Origin of the sequence: Enterobacter sp. GD03975 (assembly GCF_029838645.1) — a bacterium.
GTDB classification, from domain to species: domain Bacteria; phylum Pseudomonadota; class Gammaproteobacteria; order Enterobacterales; family Enterobacteriaceae; genus Enterobacter; species Enterobacter quasihormaechei.
On the sequence record NZ_JAOBZC010000008.1, the window covers coordinates 1 to 26036 of the forward strand.

The following is a 26036-nucleotide window of genomic DNA, read 5'->3' on the forward strand; positions in this document are numbered from 1 at the left end:
CGACGCGCTTCAGCGCTCTGTCGCGAGGTGGCGTATATTACCCTTTCCTCTTCCAGAGTCAACCCGTTATTTCAGGATTTTTTCTCTTCAACCGACCGGGTTGTCCGTGAAGTGATTCACATCCGCCGTGTCGATGGAGGCGCATTATAGGGAGCCGCCGAGGAATGACAAGCGGAAAAATGCATTTTTATTTCAACCGCTCACCTTTTCACCAAAACGTCTATTTTTGGTGCTTTTTAATCTCTTTTGGCAGATCAGCCAGACTGTTTATCACCCAGTCGGCTGCATTTTCTGCTTCAGGGGTGACAGGTTTACCGGTCCGCACTAATACTTTGGTTCCCACACCTGCCGCCGCCGCTGCCTGCATATCTTCCAGTTTATCGCCCACCATATAAGACGCGGCCATATCAATGTGCAGGAATTCCTGGGCAGAGATAAACATGCCCGGATGCGGTTTACGGCAATCACAGGTCTGACGATACGCTTCTACGGTTCCCTGTGGATGATGCGGACAATAATAGATGCCATCAAGATCGACGCCGCGATCGGCCAGAGACCAATCCATCCATTCCGTCAGCGTTTCAAACTGTGCTTCGGTGAATTTCCCGCGGGCGATACCGGACTGATTAGTTACCACCACCAGCGCGTAACCCATCTCTTTCAGCTGGCGCATGGCATCTATTACGCCCTCAATAAATTCGAACTCATCAATCTCATGGACGTAACCGTGATCCACATTAATAGTGCCATCACGATCGAGAAAAATTGCGGGTACAGATTTTGCCACCGGTTTGCTCCTGAAAAAGGCTTGTTCAGCTAGTATCTCATGAATCGCAGCGCAATAAAGTGCTCATCGCACAGAGTTGGATTGATTTAGACGTCTGGATGCCTTAACATCCATTTCGTTTACGGTCATACCCCGTATCTGGCAGAAGAAAATGCCACGGCTAACTTACTTACGATAAAAATAATCTAATGATTAAACTTTCCAATATCACCAAAGTGTTCCAGCAGGGGAACCGTACCATTCAGGCGCTGAACAACGTCAGCCTGCATGTGCCTGCTGGTCAAATTTATGGCGTCATTGGCGCATCGGGTGCAGGTAAAAGTACGCTGATCCGGTGTGTTAACCTGCTTGAGCGCCCAACCCAGGGCAGCGTAGAAGTTGGCGGCCAGGAGCTTACGGCGCTCTCCGAAAAAGAACTCACGAAAGCACGTCGTCAGATCGGCATGATTTTCCAGCACTTTAACCTGCTGGCCTCACGCACCGTTTTCGGAAACGTGGCGTTGCCGCTGGAGCTGGACAACACGCCGAAGGAAGAAGTTACGCGTCGCGTCACCGAGCTGCTGGATCTGGTTGGGCTGGATGATAAGCATGACAGCTACCCGGCCAATCTCTCCGGCGGGCAAAAGCAGCGCGTGGCGATTGCGCGCGCGCTGGCAAGTAACCCAAAAGTGCTGCTGTGTGATGAAGCCACCAGCGCACTGGATCCGGCCACTACGCGTTCTATCCTGGAACTGCTGAAGGACATTAACCGTCGTCTGGGCCTGACTATCCTCCTTATTACGCACGAGATGGACGTGGTGAAGCGTATCTGCGACTGTGTCGCCGTCATCAGCAACGGTGAGCTGATCGAGCAGGACACGGTCAGCGAAGTGTTTTCACATCCTAAGACGCCGCTGGCTCAGCAGTTCATTCAGTCCACGCTGCATCTGGATATCCCGGAAGATTATCTGGAACGTCTGAAAACAGACGCTGCGGCGGACAGCGTGCCAATGCTGCGCATGGAATTTACGGGCCAGTCCGTAGACGCCCCGCTGCTTTCCGAAGCCGCGCGTCGCTTTAACGTGAACAACAACATTATCAGCGCGCAGATGGATTACGCCGGCGGCGTGAAGTTCGGCATCATGCTGACGGAAATGCACGGCACGCAGGAAGAAACCCAGGCGGCAATTGCCTGGCTGCAAGAACATCATGTAAAAGTAGAGGTACTGGGTTATGTCTGAGCCGATGATGTGGCTACTGGTTCGCGGCGTTTGGGAAACGCTGGCAATGACCTTCGTATCGGGCTTTTTTGGTTTTGTGATTGGGCTGCCGGTCGGCGTGCTGCTGTACGTCACGCGCCCGGGTCAAATTATTGAAAACGCGAAGCTGTATCGCACGCTTTCTGCGCTGGTCAACATTTTCCGTTCTATACCGTTCATTATTCTGCTGGTGTGGATGATTCCGTTTACCCGCGTGATTGTCGGGACGTCGATTGGTTTGCAGGCGGCAATCGTCCCGCTAACCGTAGGCGCCGCGCCGTTTATCGCCCGCATGGTGGAAAACGCCCTGCTGGAAATCCCAACGGGCCTGATTGAAGCTTCCCGCGCGATGGGTGCAACGCCAATGCAGATCGTTCGTAAAGTTCTGCTGCCTGAGGCGTTACCAGGGCTGGTGAATGCAGCAACCATCACGCTTATCACGCTGGTCGGTTATTCCGCGATGGGCGGAGCCGTGGGTGCCGGCGGTTTAGGCCAGATTGGGTATCAGTACGGCTATATTGGCTATAACGCTACCGTAATGAATACCGTTCTGGTATTGCTGGTTGTGCTGGTTTACTTAATCCAATTCTCTGGCGATCGTATCGTCCGGGCTGTTACGCATAAATAACGTTACAAACAACACAAACTCGACGAGTTAAGGATATAACATGGCGTTTAAATTTAAGACCTTTGCAGCAGTAGGCGCACTGATTGGTTCGCTGGCACTGGTGGGTTGCGGTCAGGACGAAAAAGATCCAAACCACATCAAGGTAGGCGTTATCGTCGGTGCAGAGCAGCAGGTTGCTGAGGCCGCGCAGAAAATCGCGAAAGAAAAATACGGCCTGGATGTTGAGCTGGTGACCTTCAACGATTACGTTCTGCCGAACGAAGCGCTGAGCAAAGGCGACATTGACGCTAACGCCTTCCAGCATAAACCGTACCTGGATCAGCAGATCAAAGATCGCGGCTACAAGCTGGTTGCTGTCGGTAACACCTTCGTTTACCCGATTGCCGGTTATTCCAAGAAAATTAAATCTCTGGATGAACTCCAGCCGGGTTCACAGGTTGCCGTCCCTAACGACCCAACCAACCTAGGCCGTTCGCTGCTTCTGCTTCAGAAAGTGGGCCTGATTAAACTGAAAGAAGGTGTTGGCCTGTTGCCGACCGTTCTTGACGTCACCGAAAACCCGAAAAATCTGAAAATTGTTGAACTGGAAGCCCCTCAGCTGCCACGTTCTCTGGACGATGCACAGATCGCGCTGGCCGTTATCAACACCACTTACGCCAGCCAGATCGGCCTGACCCCTGCGAAAGATGGCATCTTCGTTGAAGACAAAGATTCCCCGTACGTCAACCTGATCGTGACTCGCGAAGACAACAAAGACGCGGAAAACGTGAAGAAATTCCTTCAGGCATATCAGTCTGAAGAAGTTTACCAGGAAGCCAATAAGGTGTTTAACGGCGGCGCTGTTAAAGGCTGGTAATCTCACCTCAGTGTAATATCATCAAGACGGGCATTTGCCCGTCTTGTCATTTGTGCGGTCAACTGCTTCAATATCTGACGTTTTGATTATCCACTGAGGAATTATTATGCGTGCTTTACCGATCTGTCTTTTAGCACTGATGCTGAGCGGCTGTTCTATGCTAAGCAGATCTCCTGTTGAACCCGTTCAAAGCACTGCAACCCCGCCAAAAGCGGAGCCAGCAAAACCGAAAGCGCCTCGCGCTGCGCCGGTACGTATTATTACCAAAGCCGACGAGCTGGTCGGTAAGCCATTCCGTGAACTGGGCGAAGTGAGCGGCGAATCCTGCCAGGCAACGAATCAGGACTCCCCTCCAAATATCCCAACAGCCCGCAAGCGTATGCAAATCAACGCGTCGAAAATGAAAGCCAACGCGGTGCTGCTGCACAGCTGTGAAGTCACCAGCGGTACGCCAGGCTGCTACCGTCAGGCGGTATGCATCGGTTCTGCGCTTAACATCACGGCGAAATGATTGAATTTCAGTTCGAGCAGATAGGCGTTATCCGCTCTCCTTATAAAGAAAAGTTCGCCGTGCCGCGTCAGCCGGGTCTGGTCATTAACGGCGGCGGCGAGCTGCATCTCGTCGCGCCCTACAATCAGGCCGATGCGGTGCGCGGGCTTGAGGCGTTCAGCCATTTATGGGTGGTTTTTGTATTTCACCAGACCATGGAAGGCGGCTGGCGTCCGACCGTGCGCCCGCCTCGTCTGGGCGGTAATGCCAGAATGGGGGTTTTTGCCACCCGCTCAACGTTCCGACCGAATCCAGTCGGGATGTCGCTGGTCGAACTGAAAGGGATACGCTGTCAGAAAGATCGGGTGATCCTGGAGTTAGGCAGCCTTGACCTGGTAGACGGCACGCCGGTCATTGATATTAAGCCTTACCTGCCCTTTGCCGAAGCGCTGCCGAATGCCCGTGCAAGCTATGCTCAGGACGCGCCGCAGGCAGATATGCCGGTTCACTTTACGTCTGAAATAACGACGCAAATCGGCCAGCTGGAAAAACGCTATCCGCGTCTGCGTGACTTTATCGTTGAAGTGTTGGCGCAGGACCCTCGTCCCGCCTACCGTAAAGAGGAAGACGCCGGAAAAACGTACGCCGTCTGGCTGCTGGACTTTAACGTGCGCTGGCGCGTGACTGATGCGGGTTTTGAAGTGTTTGCCCTGGAACCCAGGTAATTTTGTTCTCCTCTCTTTTGGCATCTTTGCCACACTGGTAAACTAAACCACTTTTTTTGTGTCAGGCTGGCGTTTCAGCCTGTTCCAATCGTCGAAATGGAACCGTAACAACATGCGTACTAGCCAATATCTGCTCTCCACTCTGAAGGAGACACCTGCCGACGCCGAGGTGATCAGCCACCAGCTGATGCTGCGCGCCGGGATGATCCGCAAGCTGGCCTCCGGGTTATACACCTGGCTGCCGACCGGCGTGCGCGTCCTGAAAAAAGTCGAAAACATCGTGCGTGAAGAGATGAACAACGCCGGTGCAATCGAGGTGTTAATGCCGGTGGTTCAGCCTTCTGAACTGTGGCAGGAGAGCGGTCGCTGGGAGCAGTACGGCCCGGAGCTGTTGCGTATTGCCGATCGTGGCGATCGTCCATTTGTTCTCGGCCCAACGCATGAAGAAGTGATCACCGATCTGATCCGTAACGAGCTGAGCTCTTACAAACAGCTGCCGCTGAACTTCTTCCAGATCCAGACCAAGTTCCGTGACGAAGTGCGCCCACGCTTTGGCGTTATGCGCTCTCGCGAATTCCTGATGAAAGACGCTTACTCTTTCCATACCTCTCAGGAATCTCTGCAAGAGACCTACGACAAAATGTACGTGGCTTACAGCAAAATCTTCTCCCGCATGGGGCTGGATTTCCGTGCTGTACAGGCTGATACCGGTTCAATTGGCGGCAGCGCCTCTCATGAATTCCAGGTTCTGGCGCAGAGCGGCGAAGACGATGTCATTTTCTCTGACTCCTCTGATTACGCCGCCAACATTGAGTTCGCAGAGGCGCTGGCACCAAAAGAACCTCGTGCGGCAGCAACCCAAGAGATGACGCTGGTTGATACGCCAAACGCGAAAACCATCGCCGAGCTGGTTGAGCAGTTTACTCTGCCGATCGAAAAAACGGTTAAAACGCTGCTGGTGAAATCTGCTGAAGGCAGCGCTTACCCGCTGGTTGCCCTGCTGGTCCGTGGCGATCACGAGCTCAACGAAGTGAAGGCCGAGAAGCTGCCGCAGGTTGCCAGCCCGCTAACCTTCGCGACGGAAGCCGAAATCCGCGCCGTGGTGAACGCAGGCCCAGGCTCTCTGGGTCCGGTGAATATGCCTGTTCCTGTGGTGATTGACCGCACCGTTGCGGCAATGAGCGACTTCTCTGCGGGCGCAAACATTGACGGGAAACACTACTTCGGCATCAACTGGGATCGTGACGTGGCGACGCCGGAAGTGGCTGACATCCGTAACGTGGTCGCAGGCGATCCAAGCCCGGACGGCAAGGGTACCCTGATGATCAAACGCGGTATCGAAGTAGGTCACATCTTCCAGCTGGGCGATAAGTACTCGCGCGCAATGAACGCGGCGGTTCAGGGCGAAGATGGCCGTAATCAGGTTCTGACCATGGGCTGCTACGGCATTGGCGTAACCCGCGTGGTTGCTGCCGCTATTGAGCAGAACTATGACGAGCGCGGTATCGTCTGGCCGGATAACATCGCACCGTTCCAGGTGGCGATCCTGCCAATGAACATGCACAAGTCTTACCGCGTGCAGGAGCTGGCCGAAAAACTCTACGCTGAGCTGAGCGCGAAAGGTATCGACGTACTTATGGATGACCGTAAAGAGCGTCCTGGCGTGATGTTTGCTGACATGGAACTGATCGGTATTCCGCACACCGTCGTCATCGGCGACCGTAACCTCGACAGCGACGAGATTGAATACAAATACCGTCGCAACGGCGAAAAACAGATGATCAAGACGGGCGACATTCTTGATTACCTGGTGAAAGCCATCAAAGGTTAAGAAACAAAAAACCCCGCAAGCGCGGGGTTTTTTAATGGCTAAATCCTATTTGCTTTCGCAGTTTTCACCCGCAGCAAACTTCGCGTCTTTATCAGCCACCAGCGTTTTCACCAGCTCGCCGCTATCCGGGTTTGGCTCCAGCGTAAAGTGCCCTTCAACCGTCAGCAACACGGGCTTACTGTCATTGCCGCGCGCGACGGCATAGTCACGCTCCAGCTGGGCATTGTTCGCCACGCTGACTTTCTTACCGGTTGCGCAGTCCGTGAAGATCGCCGCATCCGCCATGTAGAAATACATCCCTCGCATCGCCATTGGGGTTGCGGGCAGAGACGCTTTCACCGGGGCCAGCGTGTAGTTGAACTGGGATTCAATCGGGTTGCCTTCGCGATCGAGCATCTCCATCCCCTCGCCTTTGGCGCGAAAATAGGTTTTATCGCCCGTGGTATCGGTCAATACCAGCTTCTCAGCCGTACGCGCCCACGTTCCGTAAGTTGCAAAAGATGACGGCTCTTTCGCTCCCTGATATCGCTGGTTCATTACCCAGGTGCCATCTTTTTGCAGGAACAGGGAAGTTTCGATGCCTTCACAATCTGCACATGGCAATACGCCGCGCCAGCTCTGCTGCATCGGCTTTAATTCTTCATTTTGCGTTGGCGGTAATACCTGTGTTTCCGAACGGTTGTTACAGCCAAAAAGCGCGAACAGGCTCGTCACGGCCAGCGCTGATAATAATGCTTTTTTCACAATACATTCCTTATGAAAAAGGGTGTCCCTTTCGTCACATTACGGGTGACGGACTTTGCCACGCAGTGATTTTACGGTGGATTTTTGCGCCTTCGATGACAATCGACGTTCTTTCGATGCCCGCGTTGGACGCGTTGCCCGGCGGCTTTTTTGCACGGTTGTTAATTCTTTTATGACCGCCGCCAGTCTGGAAAGTGCCGCTTCCCGGTTCATTTCCTGGCTGCGATATTCCTGCGCTTTGATCACGATCACCCCTTCGCTGGTGATCAGGTGATGGCTGGCGGCAAGCAGGCTTTCTTTATAATACTCTGGCAGGCTGGAGGCCCGAATGTCAAAGCGCAAATGGATAGCCGTTGAGGCCTTGTTAACGTGCTGGCCCCCTGCTCCCTGAGCCCGGATGGCGGTGATCTCCAGCTCGTTATCAGGAATGCTGACGTTTCGGGACAACACAATCATGATGCGGGCTGCCAGGCCGCAAGATGAATTTCCAGATTATTCTGAGAATCAGAAAGCCAGATAGCGCCGTCCTGAATGGTTGCCTGGAGCGCCATTGTCCGGCTGGCGAACGCGCTCAGCTGTGCCAGCTGTTCATCATCCAGATACCAGACGGTAAGATTTTTGAACTGCGCACACTTATTTTTGTTTTGTTGCCACCAGATCTCCGCGGCGCGCTGGTTGTAGGCAAACAGCGCCACCTCTGCGGACTGGGTGCATGCCTTTTTGATCCGGCGTTCATCCGGAAGGCCAAGCTCAATCCATAAGTCGATACCCAGGTGATCGTTGCGTAACCAGGCTTCCGGTTCATCTTCCGCGCTTAAGCCACGGGTAAATTGCAGGCGGTCATCGGCATATTTAATCCACGCCAGCAGGCGCAGCATCATGCGCTCCTGGGTTTCAGAGGGGTGACGCGCCAGCGTCAATGACGCATCCAGAAACTGGTTACGGTCAAGATCCGCCACGTTGACCACAGCTTTATAAATTGTCGCTTTCAGCGCCATGAGAGAACTCCTTTCGAATCAGGCGTACATTGTAGCGAAAACCGCAGCAAAAGGCTGTTATGAGGTGGCGAATCCCCCTTATCAAGGCGCTGATAATGCTTAAATGAGTATGGTATAGTCACCTTGCTAAACCGAGTTTAACTTCGTAGGCTTAATGATATCTCACAGTAAGTCAGTACGCTGGCAGGAGGGGATGTGAATAATTATTGTGAGTTGATTCGCAGACGGTATGCAGAAATCGCCAGCGGAGATCTGGGGTACATCCCGGATGCGTTGGGCTGTGTATTGAACGTGCTAAATGAAGTGGCCTCTGATGAGAGCCTTTCTGAATCGGTCAGGGAAAAAGCAGCGTATGCTGCGGCGAATTTACTGGTGAGCGATTATGTCGATGAATGATACCTATCAACCCATCAATTGTGATGACTATGACAACCTCGAACTCGCCTGCCAGCATCATTTAATACTGACGCTGGAACTCAAAGATGGCGAAGTGCTAAAGGCAAAGGCCAGCGATCTGGTTTCCCGTAAAAACGTGGAGTATCTGGTTGTAGAAGATGCAGGTGCAACCCGCGAGCTGCGCCTCGACAGGATTGCCAGTTTCAGCCATCCGGAAATCGGCACTGTCGTGGTGAGCGAATCCTGATAACCAACGGGCAGCCAGGCTGCCCGTTACGCTTTCCACTCAAAATTCACACCCGCTTCAGCCCACCCCTCTTCCGTGATGAACACCCCTGCCGCCGCCACGAGCGTATCGCCGTAAAACAGGAGCGGCGTGGTATCACGCTTCCAGGGCGGAACGTTATTCTCCTGCCAGATTTTCTTCAGCTTACGCCCGCCGTTACGCCCGACGATGTGCAGCATGCCGCTGGCCCTGAAGCGAACGGTGACCTTCTCGTCCGGCTCGGGTAAACGCACGTTACCCGGACGGCTCAACGCAACCACGCCCGCATTCAACGGTAGCGTTAATGCTTTCTCCGGCGACGGCCAGTCGAGCACAACGTCAGCCAGCGATGGCGCGAATTTTACCCACCAGAGCCGGTCCTGATAGCGCCTGACGTCAAAACCGTTCAGGTGTACGCACGGCGCGGCATCCTCTCTTGCCTGGGCGACCTCGTCCCAGATACGGTTGAGCATCGCCCGGGACGGCATAGCCGCACGGTGAAAAGCCAGCCAGCGACGGATCAGGGCAGCCCGACGCGCGGGGCTCATCATCTTCAACGGCGCAATATCCAGCGCGCCGTCAGCGGTAATCAGCGCAGTCAGCTCCTCGCTCAGCAGCTCATCCAGCAAGCTTTCCTGTTCAGCACACAGTATGGCGCTTCTGGCTGCCGCTTCGGAAAAATGTGCCCAGCGCTCGGTCAGAAGCGGTAAAACGCGCAAACGCAGGAAGTTACGGTCATAACTGTCGTCCTGATTGCTTTCGTCTTCTATCCAGCGCAGATGATAGTGATGGGCCCAGGCCTCCAGTGACGCGCGCGTCTCGTTCAGCAGCGGACGGATGAGTTCTGTTCCGGCAAAATCAGCACGCTCAGGCATGGCGGATAAGCCCGCGGGCCCGCTCCCCCGCTTGAGCGCCAGCAAGAACGTTTCACACTGATCGTCCAGATGCTGGGCGGTAACCAACGCTTCTCCAGGCCGCAATGCGCCGGAAAACGCAGCGTAGCGGGCTTTTCGCGCCTGCGCTTCAACGCCCAGCCCTTCCTCCTCCAGCGTGACCCGTTCCACGATCAGCGGGATTGCCCACGCTGCGCACACCGCTTCACAGTGCGCCACCCAGTCATCAGCATGGGGACTCAGGCCGTGATGGATATGCATCGCCCGCAGCTGGACGTCAGGCTCGCGGTCGCGCCAAAGCTTAAGGCGATGAAGCAAAACGGTGGAATCCAGGCCACCGCTGAACCCCACCAGCAGCTGGCGGTAGGGCGAAACGGCGTGCGCGATAGCGGGTAAGGTCATAGGAAATCACACATAAAAAATGCCCGAAATGAACGGGCATTATCACACATGACGGCGATTACTGCTGGTAAAGCTCCAGCGGCAGGCCGTCCGGATCGCTGAAAAAGGTGAAACGCTTATCGGTAAAGGGATCGACGCGAATCGCTTCACAGGCCACGCCGTGGGCTTCCAGATGTTTTACCGCGCTGTCCAGATCGTCGACGCTGAAGGCCAGATGGCGCAAGCCGCAGGCTTCCGGGCGCGAAGGACGAGCGGGCGGGAAAGGAAAAGAGAACAGCTCAATCACATATTGCCCGTTCAGCGCCAGATCGCCTTTCCAGGAGTCGCGCTCCTCACGGTAGGCCTCGCTTAACAGCGTGAAGCCGAGTACGTCACAGTAGAATGCCTTACTTTTCGCGTAATCGGTGGCGATAATCGCAATATGATGAACAGCTTTTAAACCCAGCATAGCTTCTCCTTTTTATGATGCCCTGAACGTTACAACCGACAGCCAGCCCCTGGCAAGCGGCCCCTTTTATTTTAGGACTCTCACCCAGTACACGCCGTTATCATCGCGTTTCGCGCCGTGAATATCCGTCTCAAAGCCCGGATAGTGGCGCCCCACCGAACAGAGCATCAGCAGGAAGTCGAGCACTGACCGGCTCTTCTCGGTGATCATCTCGCCCGGCATCAGCAGCGGCACGCCCGGCGGATAAGGCAGGATCATGTTGGCCGATACCCGTCCCACCAGGTTCTCCAGCTCAACGGTTTCCACCTCCCCTTTCACCTGCTGCTGCCACGCCTTGTGCGGCGTCAGCTTCATTTCCGGCAGCACGTCAAAAGCCTGGAGCATCAGGCGCGGCAGATCGTGCTGGCGGATCAGCCTGTGGATCCCCTGCGCCAGATCCTGAATGCGCATATTGCGGTAAAAGTCAGGATCTTCCGCGTAGAGATCCGGCAGCATGTTCTTCACCCGCAGGTTCAGATCGTAGGCGCGCTTAAACTCCATCAGCCCGCGGAGCAGACCCATCGCGCGGGTTTTATCGATCCCAATACTGAACAGGAACAGCAGATTGTAAGGGCCGGTTTTTTCCACCACCACGCCGCGCTCGTCGAGGAACTTCGCCACCAGCGCGGCGGGGATCCCCTCATCGCCCATCACGCCCTGCTCGTCCATGCCCGGCGTCAGGATCGTCACCTTAACCGGATCGAGGAACATATGGTCCGCATCGGCATCCCGGAAGCCGTGCCAGCTCTCCCCCGGCGCGACGGGCCAGCACTCCGCCTCGTCGATCTCTTCCGGCTGCCAGATATCAAAGAACCAGCCGTCCGCTTCATCTTTGAGCCGCTGAACTTCTTTGCGGAAATGCAGCGCCCGCTCCACCGAACGGTTGATCAGGCGTTTACCCGGATTTCCGCGCAGCATCGCCGCCGCCGTTTCGATGGACGCTACCAGCGGATAGCTCGGTGAGGTGGTGGTGTGCATCATAAAGGCTTCGTTGAAGGTATCCTCGTCGTACTCGCCCTTGATGTGAATGAGAGACGCCTGGGAAAACGCGGCCAGCATTTTGTGCGTCGACTGCGTTTCGAAAAAGACCTTGCCCGGCACGCGCTCGCCGCTCATCCCGCTTTTGCCCGAGTAAATCGGGTGGAAGTTGGTATAAGGCACCCACGCGGAATCAAAGTGGATCGACGGCACGTCCAGCGTCTGCTTGATCCAGTTAGTGTTATACAGCAGCCCGTCATAGGTGGAGTTGGTGATCACCGCGTGAACGGGCCAGCTTGCCTCAGGAGTCGCCGCGACCTTATTTTCGATGGCGGCATGGGTGAACTCGCGGCGAGGAATGCCGCCGAGAATTCCCAGCGCGTTACGCGTGGGCGACAGCCAGAGCGGCACCACGTCACTCATCATCAGCAAATGCGCCAGCGACTTGTGGCAGTTCCGGTCAATCAGCAACGTGCTGCCGGCAGGCGCGGCGTACATCCCGACGATTTTGTTCGACGTCGAGGTACCGTTGGTCACCATGTAGCTTTGCTCGGCGCCAAAGGTGCGGGCGATGTACTCTTCAGCTTCCAGATGCGGGCCGGTATGATCCAGCAGCGAGCCCAGCTCGGTCACTGAAATCGACACATCCGCCTTCAGCGTATTGCCGCCAAAGAAATCGTAGAACAGGCACCCTACCGGGCTTTTTTGATAGGCCGTCCCCGCCATATGGCCTGGCGTGCAGAAGGTGTACTTTCCTTCTTTCACATAGGTGAACAACGCGCGCGTAAACGGCGGCGTGATGTTATCCAGATATTCACCGGTGTACTGCTGAATGCGGGTCGCAATGTCCTCAGCCACGCCGAGCGCGTACTCGAAGAACCACAGCGCCATGCGCATATCGTGCGCGCTCACGTCCATGGTCGAGTGGGTGTTGATAAAGGCGTACAGCGGAAGATATTCGTTGAGCTTATTGATCTCGCTGCACAACTCCATGTCGTATTCGTCCCAGTCGAATATCACGCCACAGATGCGCGGATTATGTTCGATGAATTTCAGCAGGTCGGCGCTGTTTTGCGGCCAGATCAGCTGATAACCGCGTGCCTTAAGGGCCTGTTCAAGCTCCTTGATGGGTTCGTCTTTATAAAAGACGCCGTGTGGCCCCATGATGGCGATGATGTTCATGGTTTACCTCCTTGAAAAACATCAGATAAGCATAGTTAAGGTAAACGGCAGGTATAAAAAAAGCCGCAACAATGTGCGGCTTTTAGGATAATTGTGAGGCTTATGCGTAACCGTAGGTCATCAGACGCTGGTAACGACGGTTGAGCAGATCTTCTTTGCTCAGCACGTCCAGGTCCGCCAGGTCTGCCAGCAGCTGCGCTTTCAGGGACGCGGCCATCACTTCTGGCTTACGGTGTGCGCCACCCAGCGGTTCAGGGATGACGGTGTCGATCAGCTTCAGCTCTTTCAGACGCGGGGCAATGATACCCATCGCTTCCGCAGCCAGCGGCGCTTTGTCGGCGCTTTTCCACAGAATGGAGGCACAGCCTTCCGGAGAGATAACGGAATAGGTGCTGTACTGAAGCATATTCACTTTATCGCCCACGCCAATTGCCAGCGCACCGCCGGAACCACCCTCACCGATAACGGTACAGATGACCGGTACGCTCAGGCGAGACATCTCACGCAGGTTGCGTGCGATGGCTTCAGACTGACCGCGCTCTTCCGCGCCAACACCCGGGTAAGCACCCGGCGTGTCGATGAAGGTGATGATTGGCATATTGAAACGCTCAGCCATCTCCATCAGACGCAGGGCCTTACGGTAGCCTTCTGGTGCTGGCATACCGAAGTTACGACGGATCTTCTCTTTGGTTTCACGGCCTTTCTGGTGACCAATGATCATCACCGGACGTCCATCCAGACGCGCGATACCGCCAACGATAGCTTTATCGTCAGCGTATGCACGGTCGCCTGCCAGTTCGTCAAATTCGTCAAACGCCAGGCGGACATAATCCAGGGTGTACGGACGCTGTGGATGACGCGCCAGCTGGGCGATCTGCCATGCGCCGAGATCGGCAAAGATTTTGCGCGTCAGCTCTACGCTTTTTTCGCGCAGACGATGCACTTCTTCGTCGATGTTAATATCCAGTTTTTCATCCTGACGGCTAACTGCTGTCAGAGAATCGATTTTCGCTTCCAGCTCTGCAATCGGCTGTTCGAAATCAAGGAAATTCAGACTCATAGTATTCCTGTATTAGTCAAACTCCAGTTCCACCTGCTCCGAACCAATGAGGCCACGGAGATCGTTCAGTAAACGATCGCTCGGAGAGACACGCCACGTTGCACCAAAGCGCAACCGCGCACGTGCATCCGCCCTCTGATAGTAGAGATGTACTGGAATGGTCCCCGAGCGGTGGGGTTCCAGAGACTGACGGAGTCGGTTTAAAAGCTGGTCATCAATTTGCCTGTCCGTCAGCGAGATAGCAAGCCCGCGAGCATATTTTTCCCGGGCTTCGTCAATGTCCATCACTTCGCGGGCGGTCATTTTAAGCCCCCCGCTGAAGTCATCAAAGCTGACCTGTCCGCTGACGATAAGTATGCGGTCTTTTTCCAGCAATTGCTGGTATTTATCCAGCGCGTCGGTGAACAACATCACCTCCAGACGCCCGGAACGGTCATCCAGCGTACAGATGCCGATACGATTGCCGCGCTTGGTGACCATTACCCTTGCAGCAATCACGAGCCCCGCAGCCGTGGTGATTTTACCACGTTCTGTCGGATGCATGTCTTTAAGCCTGTGGCCGCCGACATAGCGCTCAATTTCTTTAAGATACTGGTTGATCGGGTGCCCCGTCAGGTACAGACCTAACGTTTCCCGCTCTCCATCCAGCACTACCTGTTCTGGCCACGGCTGGCAGTTGGAATAGGACTGCTCGATCTGCTCTGGCTCTTCCGCCAGCACGCCGAACATATCCGCCTGGCCAATGGCTTCCGCTTTCGCATGCTGATCGGCCGCCTTCAACGCATCGCCGAGCGAGTTCATCAGCGCGGCGCGGTGTGGCCCCAGCCTGTCAAACGCGCCGGACATGATCAGTTTTTCCAGCACGCGGCGGTTCAGTTTTTTGGTATCGGTACGGGCGCACAGATCGAACAGCTCACGGAAATAGCCGCCGTTATTACGCGCTTCGATGATCGCCTCGATCGGCCCCTCACCCACGCCTTTGATCGCGCCGATCCCGTAGACGATTTCCCCGTCATCGTTAACGTGGAAATGGTACAGACCCGAGTTAATATCCGGCGGCAGGATCTTCAGCCCCATGCGCCAGCACTCGTCCACCAGGCCAACCACCTTCTCGGTGTTGTCCATATCGGCGGTCATGACCGCCGCCATAAACTCAGCGGGATAGTGGGCCTTGAGCCACAGCGTTTGATACGACACCAAAGCATAGGCGGCGGAGTGGGATTTGTTAAATCCGTACCCGGCGAATTTCTCCACCAGGTCGAAGATTTTCATCGCCAGTTCGCCATCGACGCCGTTTTTCTTCGCCCCGTCTTCAAAGATGGAACGCTGCTTGGCCATCTCTTCCGGCTTTTTCTTACCCATCGCACGACGCAGCATGTCCGCGCCGCCAAGGGTGTAACCAGAAAGCACCTGGGCGATCTGCATGACCTGTTCCTGATACAGGATGATGCCGTAGGTCGGCTCCAGTACCGGTTTCAGGCTTTCATGCTGCCACTGCACGTCCGGGTAGGAAATCTCTTCGCGCCCATGTTTACGGTCGATGAAGTTATCCACCATCCCCGACTGCAACGGGCCCGGACGGAACAGGGCCACCAGCGCGATCATATCTTCGAAGCAGTCTGGTTGCAGACGCTTAATCAAATCTTTCATGCCGCGGGATTCAAGCTGGAAGACGGCTGTCGTCTCCGAGCGTTGCAGCATGTCGAAACTTTTCTTGTCATCAAGCGGGATAGCCGCGATATCCAGCGGCGGCTCGCCGTTCTTCTCACGGCGGGCGTTGATCATCTCCAGCGCCCAGTTGATGATGGTGAGCGTACGCAGGCCGAGGAAGTCGAACTTCACCAGCCCGGCGTATTCCACGTCGTTCTTGTCGAACTGGGTTACCGGATGCTGGCCCGCTTCGTCGCAGTACAGCGGCGCGAAGTCAGTGATTTTGGTCGGGGCGATAACCACGCCCCCCGCATGCTTACCGGCATTTCGCGTCACGCCTTCCAGCTTGCGCGCCATGTCGATGAGCGCTTTCACCTCTTCGTCGGCGTCGTAGATTTCCGGCAGCTGAGGTTCGGCTTCAAAGGCTTTCGCCAGGGTCATGCCCGGATCGGGCGGCACCAGCTTCGAGATACGATCGACGAAACCGTACGGGTGGCCCAGCACACGGCCTACGTCGCGGATAACCGCTTTCGCCGCCATCGTACCGAAGGTAATGATCTGCGAAACCGCATCACGACCGTACATATCGGCCACGTGCTCAATCACCTGGTCACGTTTTTCCATGCAGAAGTCGACGTCGAAGTCGGGCATGGAGACACGTTCCGGGTTAAGGAAACGTTCGAACAGCAGGTCAAATTCCAGCGGATCGAGGTCGGTGATTTTCAGCGCATACGCCACCAGCGAGCCGGCACCGGAACCACGGCCCGGGCCTACCGGCACGCCGTTATCCTTCGACCACTGGATGAACTCCATCACGATCAGGAAGTAGCCCGGGAACCCCATCTGGTTGATCACCTGGAGTTCAATATCCAGACGCTCGTCATATTCAGGACGCTTTTCTTTACGGACCGCTTCATCCGGGAAAAGGAATTCCAGACGCTCTTCAAGGCCCTCTTTCGATTTCATGACCAGGAAATCTTCCGTGGTCATGTCGCCCGTCGGGAACTGCGGCAGGAAGTATTCGCCGAGACGTACGGTGACGTTACAGCGCTTGGCAATTTCTACGCTGTTTTCCAGCGCTTCCGGGATGTCCGAGAAAAGCTCGCACATCTCTTCTTCGCTGCGCATGTACTGCTGCGAGGAGTAGTTGCGCGGGCGTTTAGGATCGTCGAGGGTAAAGCCGTCGTGGATCGCAACGCGGATTTCGTGCGCGTCAAAATCACCCGCCTCGAGGAAGCGCACGTCGTTGGTGGCCACAACAGGCAGGCCACGCTCTTCCGCGAGGGCGACTGCCGCATGCAGATAGCTCTCTTCGTCTGCGCGCCCGGTACGGATCAGCTCCAGATAATAGCGATCCGGGAAATACTCTTCGTAGAACGAGACGCACTGATCCACCAGCGCGCTGTTACCGCGCAGCAGGCTTTTGCCGACATCGCCCATACGGCCGCCGGAGATCAGCAGCAGACCTTCGTTCAGCTCCGCCAGCCAGTCGCGGTCAATCCACGGACCCAGCGCACCGTAGCCGCGCTGGTAGGCTTTTGAAATCAGCAGAGTGAGGTTCTGATAACCCGTGTTATTCATGGCTAACACGGATATTTGCGTCATCTCATCGCCGAGCAGATCGCTCTGCACGTGAAAATCCGCGCCGACGATGGGCTTTAATCCTGCGCCATGCGCCGTTCCGTAGAACTTCACCAGGCCACACAGGTTGGTAAAATCGGTTATCGCCAGCGCAGGCATGCCAAGCGAGGCCGCCTTTTTTACCAGCGGCCCGGTTTTTGCCAGCCCATCGATCATGGAGTAGTCGCTATGCACCCGCAGGTGTACGAAACGTGGTTCAGCCATCTTCAGATCCCGCGTTACTTAATTGCTTGCGTCTTGATTCAGGACACCAGTCCCAGCGCGCGTTTCACCGGGCCAAAACTGCGCCGATGATGTTCAGTTGCGCCATGTTCAGCCAGCTTTTCCAGATGGAAAGCCGTTGGATATCCCTTATGCTGGGCGAAACCATACGCGGGATAGGTGAGGTCCAGCGCGGCCATTTCGGCGTCGCGCGTCACTTTGGCAATGATTGACGCCGCGCTGATTTCTGCGACGCGGCTATCGCCTTTAACAACAGCCATTGAAGGCATCGGCAGCGCCGGGCAACGGTTACCGTCAATCAGCACATACTCGGGCACAATCTTCAGGCCCGCAACGGCACGCTGCATCGCCAGCATGGTGGCATGCAGAATGTTCAGATCGTCGATCTCTTCCGGCTCTGCGCGCCCGAGACTCCAGGCCAGCGCCTTCTCTTTAATTTCATCGAACAGCGCCAGGCGACGCTTTTCGCTCAGTTTTTTCGAGTCGTTCAGGCCCACGATCGGGCGGGCGGGATCGAGGATCACCGCCGCGGTCACGACCGCACCCACCAGCGGGCCACGACCAACTTCATCCACACCGGCAACGAGGTGGGTATGGGGATAGATAAATTCCATCATTGTGCTAACTCCAGCACCGCATCGGCTGCCTGCTCATCAGCATTACAGCGGATCAGTTGATGCAGCTCACGGAACGTATCGTGCATCTGGTGGCTGGTTTTACCGTTGGCCAGCAGCGGCAGTAATGCATCAGCCAGCGCCTGCGGCTGGCATTCATCCTGCAACAGCTCTTTCACCAGCTCGCGACCCGCAAGCAGGTTTGGCAGAGATACGTAATCCGTTTTTACCAGACGTTTTGCCAGCCAGAAGGTAAACGGCTTCATGCGATAACCGACCACCATTGGGCATTTTGCCAGCATACACTCCAGCGCAGCCGTGCCGGAAGCCAGCAGCGCGGCATCGCTCGCAAACATGGCCTCACGCCCTTTCCCGTCCAGCAGGCGGACGTGAAGATCCGGAGCAACGTCGGCTTTGATACGCTCAAACTGCTCGCGGCGTTTGGCATTCACCAGCGGCACCACCACTTCAAGATCGGGGTAAGTCTTGCGAAGAATTTGCGCCGTTTTCAGGAAATCAGCACTGAGCATTTCCACTTCTGCGCCCCGGCTTCCCGGCAGCAGCGCCAGACAGTGAACATCGTGCGGGATGCCCAGCTCGTAACGCGCGGCGTTTTTATCCGGATCCAGCGGCATGGCATCCGCCATGGTATGGCCGATAAAACGACACGGGACATTAAATCTGTCGTAAAACGCTTTTTCGAAAGGCAGAAAAGCCAACACCAGATTGGTGGACCGTCCGATTTTGAAAACGCGTTTCTGTCGCCACGCCCAGACGGACGGACTGACATAATGGATAGTTTTGATACCCTGCTTTTTCAGGTTCCCTTCAAGGGTAATATTGAAATCAGGCGCATCAATACCGACAAACACATCGGGTTTGAGGTCGGTAAAACGGCGGGTAAGATCGGCGCGGATATGCAGCAGACGACGCAGGCGACCCAGCACCTCGACGATGCCCATCACGGCCAGCTCTTCCATTTCGTACCAGGCTTCACAGCCCTCGGCCTGCATCAGCGGGCCAGCCACGCCAACAAAGCGGGCGTTGGGTACGCGGGCTTTCAGCGCGCGGATAAGACCTGCACCAAGAATATCGCCGGAGGTTTCTCCGGCGACCAGGGCGATGGTAAGCGGACGACTGTCGACCATTAACGAATCAGACCACGCGTGGAACGTTCAAAGAATTCCATGAACGCCTTCACTTCATCGTGCTTATTCGCCAGTTCGGCAATTTCCGGCTTCGCCTCTTCCAGCGTTTTGCCGCTACGGTACAGCAATTTGTACGCGTTGCGGATCGCTGTAATCGCTTCGCGGCTGAAGCCACGACGCTTGAGGCCTTCGATGTTCACGCCAAACGGCGTGGCATGGTTGCCCTGCGCAATCACAAACGGTGGAACGTCCTGCGCCACACCGGAGCATCCGCCAACCATCACGTGTGCACCAATGATGCAGAACTGATGGACTGCGGTCATGCCGCCGATAATTGCGAAGTCATCAACCGATACGTGTCCCGCCAGCGTTGCGTTGTTGGCGAGAATACAGCGGTCACCCACGGTACAGTCATGTGCAATATGCGCATTAACCATAAACAGGTTGTCGCTGCCCACCTTCGTCAATCCACCGCCTTGCGTTGTACCACGATGAATGGTGACGCTTTCGCGAATGCGGTTACGATCGCCGATTTCCACACGGGTCGGTTCGCCAGCATACTTAAGATCCTGGTTAACTTCGCCGATGGAGGCGAACTGATAGATCTCATTATTGCAGCCAATGGTCGTATGACCATTCACCACAACGTGAGATTTCAGTACTGTACCCTCACCAATTTCGACTTGGGGTCCAACGATACAAAACGGGCCAATGTGGACGTTTGCGCCAATGATGGCACCCGTTTCCACAATGGCGGTAGGATGAATAAAGGCGGATTTATCAATCACGTATCAGGCCTCCCGGCTACGCGCACACATCATTGTCGCTTCGCAAACAACTTTGCCGTCAACCATAGCTACGCCTTTAAAGCGAGTCAGGCCGCGACGCGTTTTTTCAAAAGTGACTTCCATGATCATTTGATCACCAGGCACGACCGGACGCTTGAAGCGCGCTTCATCGATACCCGCGAAGTAATAGAGTTCACCCGGCTCCAGTTTACCTACGCTTTTAAACGCCAGAATACCAGTAGCCTGTGCCATCGCTTCCAGGATCAACACACCCGGGAAGATAGGCTTACCAGGGAAGTGCCCCTGGAAGAACGGCTCGTTAACGGAGACATTTTTCACTGCGCGCAGAAAACGACCTTCTTCAAAATCCAGCACACGGTCTACCAGCAAAAACGGGTAGCGGTGCGGCAGAAGTTCTAAAATCTCTTCAATATGCAGAGTATGAGTGTCAGTAGTCAAAATACTCTTCCTGTCAAATGTACTAAGTAGCAATAATAACACGGCCTGCCGGTTTATAAACAAAGCCGACAGGCCGGGAAATTTAGCGTTAAACGGATGAACGCTTAGTCTTGTTGATCGATTTTGCGCTCAATCGCTTTGAGTCGCTTGCTCATATCATCAATATTCATCACCAGAGCAGCTGTTTTACGCCAGACCTTGTTCGGTTGCAGCGGTATACCCGAGGAGTAAACGCCGGGCTCAGTGATGGGACGCATCACCATGCCCATCCCCGTCACCGTGACTTTGTCGCATATTTCCATATGGCCATTGATCACGCTGGCACCGCCAATCATGCAGTAGCGGCCAATTTTCAGGCTGCCTGCCATGATAACACCACCCGCAACTGCGGTATTGTCGCCAATCACAACGTTATGTGCAATCTGGCACTGGTTATCAATGATAACACCGTTACCAATAATGGTGTCGTCAAGCGCACCACGATCAATGGTTGTGCACGCGCCGATCTCAACGCGATCGCCAATAATCACGCGACCCAGCTGAGGGATCTTAACCCAGTTACCCCGATCGTTGGCGTAACCAAATCCGTCAGAACCAATCACCGTGCTGGACTGAACGAGACAATGCTCGCCAATCTCAACCTCATGGTAGACAGAAACATTGGCCCACAGACGAGTCCCTGCGCCAATTTTCGTATTTTTTCCAACAAAGCAGCCAGGGCCAATCACCACGTTATCGCCCAGCACAACGCCGGACTCGATAACGGCGTTTGCGCCGACTGCTACGTTGTTACCCAACTGCGCCGTCGGATCAATCGCAGCACTGGCTGCAATGTTCTGTGCCGGCTGCGGCGTGGTATCAAGAATTTGGGCCATACGTGCATACGTCAGGTAGGGGTTTTTCACTACCAGCGCAGCGCAAGCGGCAAACGGAAGATCGTCCTGCGTCAGAACAACGGCAGACGCCTGGCACTGGGCCAGGTGTTCACGGTACTTAGGGCTTACCATGAAGGTAATAGTGCCTGCTTTAGCTGATTGCATGGACGCAACAGCGGTGATGACGATATCGCCATCACCGTGTAATTCTGCATCCAACTGCTGAGCTAAATCAGCCAGTCGAATTGAAGGCATTACTTATTTAACCTGTTTCAGAACATCAGCGGTGATGTCTTTAACATCGCTGCTGTTGAATGCAACGGCGTTCGCATCAACAACCAGATCGATGCTCTGATCGGCTGCTACTGCTTTAACGGCAGACTGAATGCGAGTCACCAGCTTGCCACGCTCTTCGTTAGAACGACGCTGACGATCCTGCTCGAAAGCCTGCGCTTTCTGAGAGAAGGTCTGGCGCTGAGACATGACGTCTTTTTCCAGTTTGCTGCGCTCGCTCGCTTTCATGGTAGAACCATCACGCTGTAAACGCTGCATCTTGGACTGAAGATCACCTTCCATACGTTGCAGTTCGCTCGCACGGCCTTTGAATTCGTTTTCCAGAGTTGCAGAAACACCGGTTTTCTGCGCGACCTGCTGGAACAAATTACCCATGTTGACGATTGCAATTTTGTCCGCTGCCTGAGCAGAAGTTGCCATCGCTAAACCGAGACCTGCAGCTAATAACCACTTTTTCACAATTAACTCCTTACCATCCCATTGGCACCCGTGGGGTGCCGTTCTTTGCGTGGCAAGGCGACCGTTTTACCGATCGCCGGTTGTCAGCGCTACACTGCCAACGCATTCCATTGCAGCGGATTATTACCAGGTTTTACCAATGTTAAACTGGAACTGCTCCGCTTTGTCTCCATCGTATTTCTTGAACGGCTGGGCGTATGAGAAGACCAACGGCCCCAGCGGTGACATCCATTGTAATGCGATACCTGCGGACATGCGAATGTTGCCCGGATCGCTGTAGTCCGGAACGCCCGCTGCACGCATCTGGGCGGTGTTCTCCCAGTTGGTATCCCACACCGTACCTGCATCCATAAAGAAGGAGGTACGGACAGAGTTCGCGTACTTATCGCTGATAAACGGCGTCGGCGTGATGAACTCAAGGCTCGCCACGGCCATGGCGTTACCGCCTACCGCATCATCAGAGCTACAGACCTGTTTCGGATCGCGGCTTGCGCAGTTATCTTCGTCATTACCGCCGTAGTAAACCGCTTTCGGACCAATGTTATTGGACTGGAAGCCACGAACGGTGCTTGAACCACCGGCGTAGAAGTTCTCATAGAACGGCAGTTCTTTGCTTCCGATACCGTCACCATAGCCCCAGCGGGTACGACCCAGGACGACCCACTTGTGGTCGTCATCAATTGGGAAGTAGGACGCCGTATCCAGCGTGACCTTATAGAACTCATTATCGGAGCCCGGGATCGTCACTTTACCGTTCAGGTTGACGCGTGAACCTTCCGTTGGGAAGAAGCCACGGTCAAGACGGTTGTAGGTCCAACCGTAGTTGAAGGTGAAGTCATCCGCGGCGAAACCGTTGTCATCGCTGGACGTACTCGCCGACTGGCCGATGGAATCCAGATAACGCCACATTGCCACCTGCGGTTGCATGTTGGACAGGTCGTTATGCACGTACCCTAAACCTGCACGCAGGGTGTTGTATTCGTTAACCGGGAAGCCGAGCGTACCATCCAGACCGTAACTCTTGTTGGTATACGAGGAGAGGTCCGCGTCGTCCGCTTTAAAGTCGTTATAGAAGATACGACCGCCCAGGCTTACACCGTCAACGGTGAAGTATGGGTTAGTTACGGAGAACTCAGAATAGGTCTGGTAGTCGTTTTTCGTCCCGTTGATCCCGACAGAGTAGCCTGTACCCAGCCAGTTATCCTGCTGAACGCCAACCTGGAAGCTCACGCCACTTTCAGTACCGTAACCAATACCAAAGTTGAAGCTACCGGTATTACGTTCTTTAACTTTATAAACAACGTCAACCTGATCCGGACGGCCCGGTACACGCTGCGTATCGGTATCAACCGTTTCGAAGTAGCCCAGACGGTTCAGACGCTCTTTACCCTGGTCTACCAGATCGCTTCCCAGCCATGCCCCTTCCATCTGGCGCATTTCACGGCGCAGAACGGAATCTTTGGAGGTGTCATTACCTTCGAAGCGGATCTTACGCACGTAGAAACGGTTGCCCGCATCAACGTTAACGTGAAGCTTAACGGTTTTATCCGTGTCGTTAATTTCCGGCTGCGTTTGCACGCGCGGATACGCATAACCATAACGGCCGAGCAGCTTCTTAATGCTGTCTTCCATTTTGGTCACTTTAGAACCGCTGTACAGATCGCCCGGCTGAATTTTGGTCAGAGATTCAATTTCAGCTGAATGCCCTGCCAGGTTGCCGCTGACTTCTACACCCGAAAGCGTGTACTTATCGCCTTCTGTGATGTTAACGGTAATGTAGATACCTTTCTTGTCCGGAGTCAGACTCACCTGAGTTGAATCGATGTTGAAACGGGCGTAACCGCGATCCAGGTAGTAGCTACGCAGGGTTTCAAGGTCACCCGCCAGCTTCTGTTTCTGGTATTTACGATCGCCCACCACGTTCCACCACGGCACTTCGTCACGCAGCTGGAAGTTGGAGATTAGTTCGTCGGTGCTGAAGGCGTGGTTACCCACGATGTTGATCTGCTGGATCTTCGCAGAAACACCTTCCTGGAAGACCAGCTTCAGGTCAACGCGGTTACGCGGCAGCGGAGTGACAACCGCTTTCACGCTCGCGCTGTACTTACCGACGCTGTAGTAGAAGTCTTCCAGACCTTTTTCAATGTCTGCAAGCGTTGTGCGGTCCAGTGATTCCCCCACACGAACACCCGATGCCTCAAGGTTCTGCTTGAGCATGTCATCTTTCACCGACTTGTTACCGGAGAAAGTGATGCTGGCAATCGTTGGACGTTCTTTTACCTGAACCACCAGCGTATCACCATCGCGCAGGACGCGGACGTCCTCAAAGTTGCCGGTGGCAAACAGAGCACGGATGGTGTTACTGATATCTTCATCATTAACCGTATCGCCGGGGCGCACAGGCATACTGAGGAGGGCCGCACCAACGGCGACACGCTGAAGGCCTTCGAAATGAATATCTTTCACTACGAACCCGTCAGCACCGTATACGGTCGCGCTGCTAAACAGCAGCGACGCTATGAGCAACTTTTTCATCGCCATCGTTATTATGCGTTCTTCCTAACTAACTCTCTTACAACCGAGAGAAATCATTGAAAAGTGCAAGCCCCATTAACAGCACCAGCAAAATCGAGCCAATGCGATAACTAAAGTCTTGAACTCGCTCGGATACCGGTCCGCCTTTTAGCTTTTCAATCGCTAAAAACAGCAGATGGCCCCCATCTAATACGGGAAGCGGGAACAGGTTGATTATCCCCAGGTTCACGCTAATCAGCGCAAGGAACATGAGATAGTAAATCACCCCGAACTCCGCTGACATCCCAGCCCCCTGAGCAATCGAAATTGGCCCACTGAGGTTGTTCAGTTTGACATCACCGGTTATCAATTTCCCCAACATGTTGACCGTTAGCTTCATCAGCTGCCATGTTTTATCCGTGGCCTCAACGATGGCGCTAAACGGCCCATACTGGCGTATTGTCTTGTACTCATCTGGCAGTGGGATCACTTTCGGCACAACGCCGGCAAACCCTTCCGCCTTACCGCCGCCCGATTTGGTATCCGGGGTGAGGGTCAGCGAGAGCGAACTCCCCTGCCTTTCCACTTCCAGCGCGAGCGGCATGCCTGGATTATCGCGCACCAGAGTAACAAAGGTCATCCATTGTGTTAATGGTTGACCATCGACTTTAACGATCCTGTCACCCGCTTGTAAACCTGCTTTACTTGCCGCCGAATGAGACTGTACTTCGGCTAACACCGGCTCGATCTGCGCGCCGCGCGGGCGAATCCCCAGTGCGGCGACGGGATCTTCTTTATCAGGCTCGAAGCGCCAGTGGCGTAAATCCAGCACTTTTTCCTGCCGCTGGTCGGAACCAAAAGGCGATACGCTGACGGTTGTCTGCTCATCACCGATTTTGGCGACCAGTTGTAACCTCACGGCATCCCAATCAGGGGTTTCGATACCATCAATCGCTTTAAGTTCCATTCCCGGTGCAATTTGCGCCGTTGCCGCAATGGAACCCGTGGTGATTTCGCCCACAACCGGGCGCACGCCAGGCACGCCGATGATAAACACCAGCCAGTAGGCGAAGATAGCGAAGATGAAATTGGCTACCGGGCCGGCAGCGATGATGGCAGCACGTTGTCCAACCGTTTTGTTGTTAAACGCGCTATGTCGAAGTTCCGGGGCGACGGGCTCAACGCGTTCGTCGAGCATTTTGACGTAGCCGCCCAGAGGAATCAGAGCAATGACAAACTCGGTGCCATGCTTATCGGTGCGCTTCCAGAGCGATTTGCCAAAGCCAATCGAGAATCGCTCTACCCGCACACCACAGCGCCGGGCAACCCAGAAATGGCCAAATTCATGCACGGTAATCAGTACACCCAGTGCAACAATGAACGCCGCCAGATTCCAGAGAATGCTCAGCATA

General features: G+C 54.8%; 25 protein-coding genes. 8 read left to right on the plus strand and 17 right to left on the minus strand.

The window, feature by feature from the left end; genetic code table 11:
* Nucleotides 1-220: 220 nt before the first annotated feature.
* On the minus strand, nucleotides 221-787 hold the full coding sequence (gmhB, locus tag N5C09_RS13970; RefSeq protein WP_102750352.1) for a D-glycero-beta-D-manno-heptose 1,7-bisphosphate 7-phosphatase: 567 nt from the start codon (nucleotides 785-787) through the stop codon (nucleotides 221-223).
* Nucleotides 788-975: 188 nt separating this feature from the next.
* Between gmhB and metN the strand changes: the two genes are divergently transcribed.
* The 6 genes from metN to proS all read left to right on the plus strand — a co-directional run bounded on the left by metN (nucleotide 976) and on the right by proS (nucleotide 6555).
* The gene (gene metN, locus N5C09_RS13975; RefSeq protein WP_279749252.1) at nucleotides 976-2007 is read left to right on the plus strand and encodes a methionine ABC transporter ATP-binding protein MetN; all 1032 of its coding nucleotides are present in this window, start codon (nucleotides 976-978) and stop codon (nucleotides 2005-2007) included.
* The gene (locus N5C09_RS13980; protein ID WP_003856130.1) at nucleotides 2000-2653 is read left to right on the plus strand and encodes a methionine ABC transporter permease MetI; all 654 of its coding nucleotides are present in this window, start codon (nucleotides 2000-2002) and stop codon (nucleotides 2651-2653) included. The genes metN and N5C09_RS13980 overlap by 8 nt, the downstream gene beginning before the upstream one ends.
* Before the next feature lie 40 nt (nucleotides 2654-2693).
* A complete protein-coding gene (metQ, locus tag N5C09_RS13985; RefSeq protein ID WP_006810023.1) occupies nucleotides 2694-3509 on the plus strand; it encodes a methionine ABC transporter substrate-binding lipoprotein MetQ in 816 nt (271 codons plus the stop codon).
* Between the two features lie 106 nt (nucleotides 3510-3615).
* Nucleotides 3616-4020, plus strand: coding sequence for an Rcs stress response system protein RcsF (rcsF, locus tag N5C09_RS13990; protein WP_003856133.1), 405 nt, complete (start codon nucleotides 3616-3618; stop codon nucleotides 4018-4020).
* Nucleotides 4017-4724 carry a tRNA (N6-threonylcarbamoyladenosine(37)-N6)-methyltransferase TrmO gene (tsaA, locus tag N5C09_RS13995; protein WP_279749253.1) on the plus strand — a complete coding sequence of 236 codons (708 nt, stop codon included), beginning with the start codon at nucleotides 4017-4019 and terminating at the stop codon, nucleotides 4722-4724. Before rcsF ends, tsaA begins: the two co-directional genes overlap by 4 nt.
* Nucleotides 4725-4836: 112 nt before the next feature.
* Nucleotides 4837-6555 carry a proline--tRNA ligase gene (proS, locus tag N5C09_RS14000; protein ID WP_063450582.1) on the plus strand — a complete coding sequence of 573 codons (1719 nt, stop codon included), beginning with the start codon at nucleotides 4837-4839 and terminating at the stop codon, nucleotides 6553-6555.
* A gap of 45 nt (nucleotides 6556-6600) precedes the next feature.
* On the opposite strand, the gene nlpE is transcribed toward proS, so the two are convergent.
* From nlpE to N5C09_RS14015, 3 genes are read right to left on the minus strand one after another with little or no spacing between them, the layout of a single operon-like run.
* A complete protein-coding gene (gene nlpE, locus N5C09_RS14005; RefSeq protein WP_279749254.1) occupies nucleotides 6601-7299 on the minus strand; it encodes an envelope stress response activation lipoprotein NlpE in 699 nt (232 codons plus the stop codon).
* A 39-nt stretch (nucleotides 7300-7338) separates the two neighbouring features.
* On the minus strand, nucleotides 7339-7755 hold the full coding sequence (gene arfB, locus N5C09_RS14010; RefSeq protein WP_064910107.1) for an alternative ribosome rescue aminoacyl-tRNA hydrolase ArfB: 417 nt from the start codon (nucleotides 7753-7755) through the stop codon (nucleotides 7339-7341).
* A complete protein-coding gene (locus N5C09_RS14015) occupies nucleotides 7752-8297 on the minus strand; it encodes a YaeQ family protein (RefSeq protein WP_279749255.1) in 546 nt (181 codons plus the stop codon). The genes arfB and N5C09_RS14015 overlap by 4 nt, the downstream gene beginning before the upstream one ends.
* Before the next feature lie 195 nt (nucleotides 8298-8492).
* Here N5C09_RS14015 and N5C09_RS14020 point away from each other — a divergent pair, with 195 nt between their 5' ends.
* Nucleotides 8493-8693 (plus strand): YaeP family protein, encoded by a 201-nt coding sequence (locus N5C09_RS14020; protein WP_003856146.1) that lies wholly within the window; start codon nucleotides 8493-8495, stop codon nucleotides 8691-8693.
* Entirely contained in the window at nucleotides 8680-8940 is a 261-nt protein-coding gene (gene rof, locus N5C09_RS14025) for a Rho-binding antiterminator (RefSeq protein WP_063450586.1), read from the plus strand. Before N5C09_RS14020 ends, rof begins: the two co-directional genes overlap by 14 nt.
* Before the next feature lie 26 nt (nucleotides 8941-8966).
* On the opposite strand, the gene tilS is transcribed toward rof, so the two are convergent.
* From tilS to rseP, 13 genes are all read right to left on the minus strand, one after another.
* Nucleotides 8967-10253, minus strand: coding sequence for a tRNA lysidine(34) synthetase TilS (gene tilS, locus N5C09_RS14030; RefSeq protein WP_279749256.1), 1287 nt, complete (start codon nucleotides 10251-10253; stop codon nucleotides 8967-8969).
* A 58-nt stretch (nucleotides 10254-10311) separates the two neighbouring features.
* Nucleotides 10312-10701 (minus strand): VOC family protein, encoded by a 390-nt coding sequence (locus tag N5C09_RS14035; protein ID WP_063867505.1) that lies wholly within the window; start codon nucleotides 10699-10701, stop codon nucleotides 10312-10314.
* 66 nt (nucleotides 10702-10767) lie between these two features.
* Nucleotides 10768-12900, minus strand: a complete 2133-nt coding sequence (locus N5C09_RS14040) for a lysine decarboxylase LdcC (RefSeq protein ID WP_063867504.1) — start codon at nucleotides 12898-12900, stop codon at nucleotides 10768-10770.
* A gap of 100 nt (nucleotides 12901-13000) precedes the next feature.
* Nucleotides 13001-13960, minus strand: coding sequence for an acetyl-CoA carboxylase carboxyl transferase subunit alpha (accA, locus tag N5C09_RS14045; protein WP_006810033.1), 960 nt, complete (start codon nucleotides 13958-13960; stop codon nucleotides 13001-13003).
* Between the two features lie 12 nt (nucleotides 13961-13972).
* Nucleotides 13973-17455 carry a DNA polymerase III subunit alpha gene (gene dnaE / locus N5C09_RS14050; RefSeq protein WP_063450589.1) on the minus strand — a complete coding sequence of 1161 codons (3483 nt, stop codon included), beginning with the start codon at nucleotides 17453-17455 and terminating at the stop codon, nucleotides 13973-13975.
* Between the two features lie 38 nt (nucleotides 17456-17493).
* The gene (gene rnhB / locus N5C09_RS14055) at nucleotides 17494-18090 is read right to left on the minus strand and encodes a ribonuclease HII (RefSeq protein WP_006810035.1); all 597 of its coding nucleotides are present in this window, start codon (nucleotides 18088-18090) and stop codon (nucleotides 17494-17496) included.
* Nucleotides 18087-19235, minus strand: coding sequence for a lipid-A-disaccharide synthase (gene lpxB, locus N5C09_RS14060; RefSeq protein ID WP_279749257.1), 1149 nt, complete (start codon nucleotides 19233-19235; stop codon nucleotides 18087-18089). The genes rnhB and lpxB overlap by 4 nt, the downstream gene beginning before the upstream one ends.
* Nucleotides 19235-20023, minus strand: a complete 789-nt coding sequence (gene lpxA, locus N5C09_RS14065) for an acyl-ACP--UDP-N-acetylglucosamine O-acyltransferase (protein WP_102750363.1) — start codon at nucleotides 20021-20023, stop codon at nucleotides 19235-19237. Before lpxA ends, lpxB begins: the two co-directional genes overlap by 1 nt.
* Nucleotides 20024-20026: 3 nt before the next feature.
* Nucleotides 20027-20482: a 3-hydroxyacyl-ACP dehydratase FabZ gene (gene fabZ / locus N5C09_RS14070; RefSeq protein ID WP_003856165.1), complete on the minus strand. Its 456-nt coding sequence runs from the start codon at nucleotides 20480-20482 to the stop codon at nucleotides 20027-20029.
* A gap of 104 nt (nucleotides 20483-20586) precedes the next feature.
* Nucleotides 20587-21612 carry a UDP-3-O-(3-hydroxymyristoyl)glucosamine N-acyltransferase gene (gene lpxD, locus N5C09_RS14075; RefSeq protein WP_107534733.1) on the minus strand — a complete coding sequence of 342 codons (1026 nt, stop codon included), beginning with the start codon at nucleotides 21610-21612 and terminating at the stop codon, nucleotides 20587-20589.
* Between the two features lie 3 nt (nucleotides 21613-21615).
* Nucleotides 21616-22110 carry a molecular chaperone Skp gene (gene skp, locus N5C09_RS14080; RefSeq protein ID WP_006810039.1) on the minus strand — a complete coding sequence of 165 codons (495 nt, stop codon included), beginning with the start codon at nucleotides 22108-22110 and terminating at the stop codon, nucleotides 21616-21618.
* Between the two features lie 123 nt (nucleotides 22111-22233).
* The gene (gene bamA, locus N5C09_RS14085) at nucleotides 22234-24651 is read right to left on the minus strand and encodes an outer membrane protein assembly factor BamA (protein ID WP_063450593.1); all 2418 of its coding nucleotides are present in this window, start codon (nucleotides 24649-24651) and stop codon (nucleotides 22234-22236) included.
* 31 nt (nucleotides 24652-24682) lie between these two features.
* Entirely contained in the window at nucleotides 24683-26035 is a 1353-nt protein-coding gene (rseP, locus tag N5C09_RS14090) for a sigma E protease regulator RseP (protein ID WP_279749258.1), read from the minus strand.
* Nucleotide 26036 lies beyond the last annotated feature (1 nt).

Excerpts from the sequence above, each read along its gene's own strand:
- rcsF (WP_003856133.1), top strand. The coding sequence starts at position 3,616 with ATGCGTGCTTTACCGATCTGTCTTTTAGCACTGATGCTGAGCGGCTGT.
- N5C09_RS14040 (WP_063867504.1), bottom strand. The coding sequence starts at position 12,900 with ATGAACATCATCGCCATCATGGGGCCACACGGCGTCTTTTATAAAGAC.
- proS (WP_063450582.1), top strand. The coding sequence starts at position 4,837 with ATGCGTACTAGCCAATATCTGCTCTCCACTCTGAAGGAGACACCTGCC.
- rof (WP_063450586.1), top strand. The coding sequence starts at position 8,680 with ATGTCGATGAATGATACCTATCAACCCATCAATTGTGATGACTATGAC.
- metQ (WP_006810023.1), top strand. The coding sequence starts at position 2,694 with ATGGCGTTTAAATTTAAGACCTTTGCAGCAGTAGGCGCACTGATTGGT.
- accA (WP_006810033.1), bottom strand. The coding sequence starts at position 13,960 with ATGAGTCTGAATTTCCTTGATTTCGAACAGCCGATTGCAGAGCTGGAA.
- rseP (WP_279749258.1), bottom strand. The coding sequence starts at position 26,035 with ATGCTGAGCATTCTCTGGAATCTGGCGGCGTTCATTGTTGCACTGGGT.
- lpxD (WP_107534733.1), bottom strand. The coding sequence starts at position 21,612 with ATGCCTTCAATTCGACTGGCTGATTTAGCTCAGCAGTTGGATGCAGAA.
- N5C09_RS14015 (WP_279749255.1), bottom strand. The coding sequence starts at position 8,297 with ATGGCGCTGAAAGCGACAATTTATAAAGCTGTGGTCAACGTGGCGGAT.
- tilS (WP_279749256.1), bottom strand. The coding sequence starts at position 10,253 with ATGACCTTACCCGCTATCGCGCACGCCGTTTCGCCCTACCGCCAGCTG.
- N5C09_RS13980 (WP_003856130.1), top strand. The coding sequence starts at position 2,000 with ATGTCTGAGCCGATGATGTGGCTACTGGTTCGCGGCGTTTGGGAAACG.
- dnaE (WP_063450589.1), bottom strand. The coding sequence starts at position 17,455 with ATGGCTGAACCACGTTTCGTACACCTGCGGGTGCATAGCGACTACTCC.
- N5C09_RS14035 (WP_063867505.1), bottom strand. The coding sequence starts at position 10,701 with ATGCTGGGTTTAAAAGCTGTTCATCATATTGCGATTATCGCCACCGAT.
- rnhB (WP_006810035.1), bottom strand. The coding sequence starts at position 18,090 with ATGATGGAATTTATCTATCCCCATACCCACCTCGTTGCCGGTGTGGAT.
- bamA (WP_063450593.1), bottom strand. The coding sequence starts at position 24,651 with ATGGCGATGAAAAAGTTGCTCATAGCGTCGCTGCTGTTTAGCAGCGCG.
- arfB (WP_064910107.1), bottom strand. The coding sequence starts at position 7,755 with ATGATTGTGTTGTCCCGAAACGTCAGCATTCCTGATAACGAGCTGGAG.
- lpxB (WP_279749257.1), bottom strand. The coding sequence starts at position 19,235 with ATGGTCGACAGTCGTCCGCTTACCATCGCCCTGGTCGCCGGAGAAACC.
- tsaA (WP_279749253.1), top strand. The coding sequence starts at position 4,017 with ATGATTGAATTTCAGTTCGAGCAGATAGGCGTTATCCGCTCTCCTTAT.
- metN (WP_279749252.1), top strand. The coding sequence starts at position 976 with ATGATTAAACTTTCCAATATCACCAAAGTGTTCCAGCAGGGGAACCGT.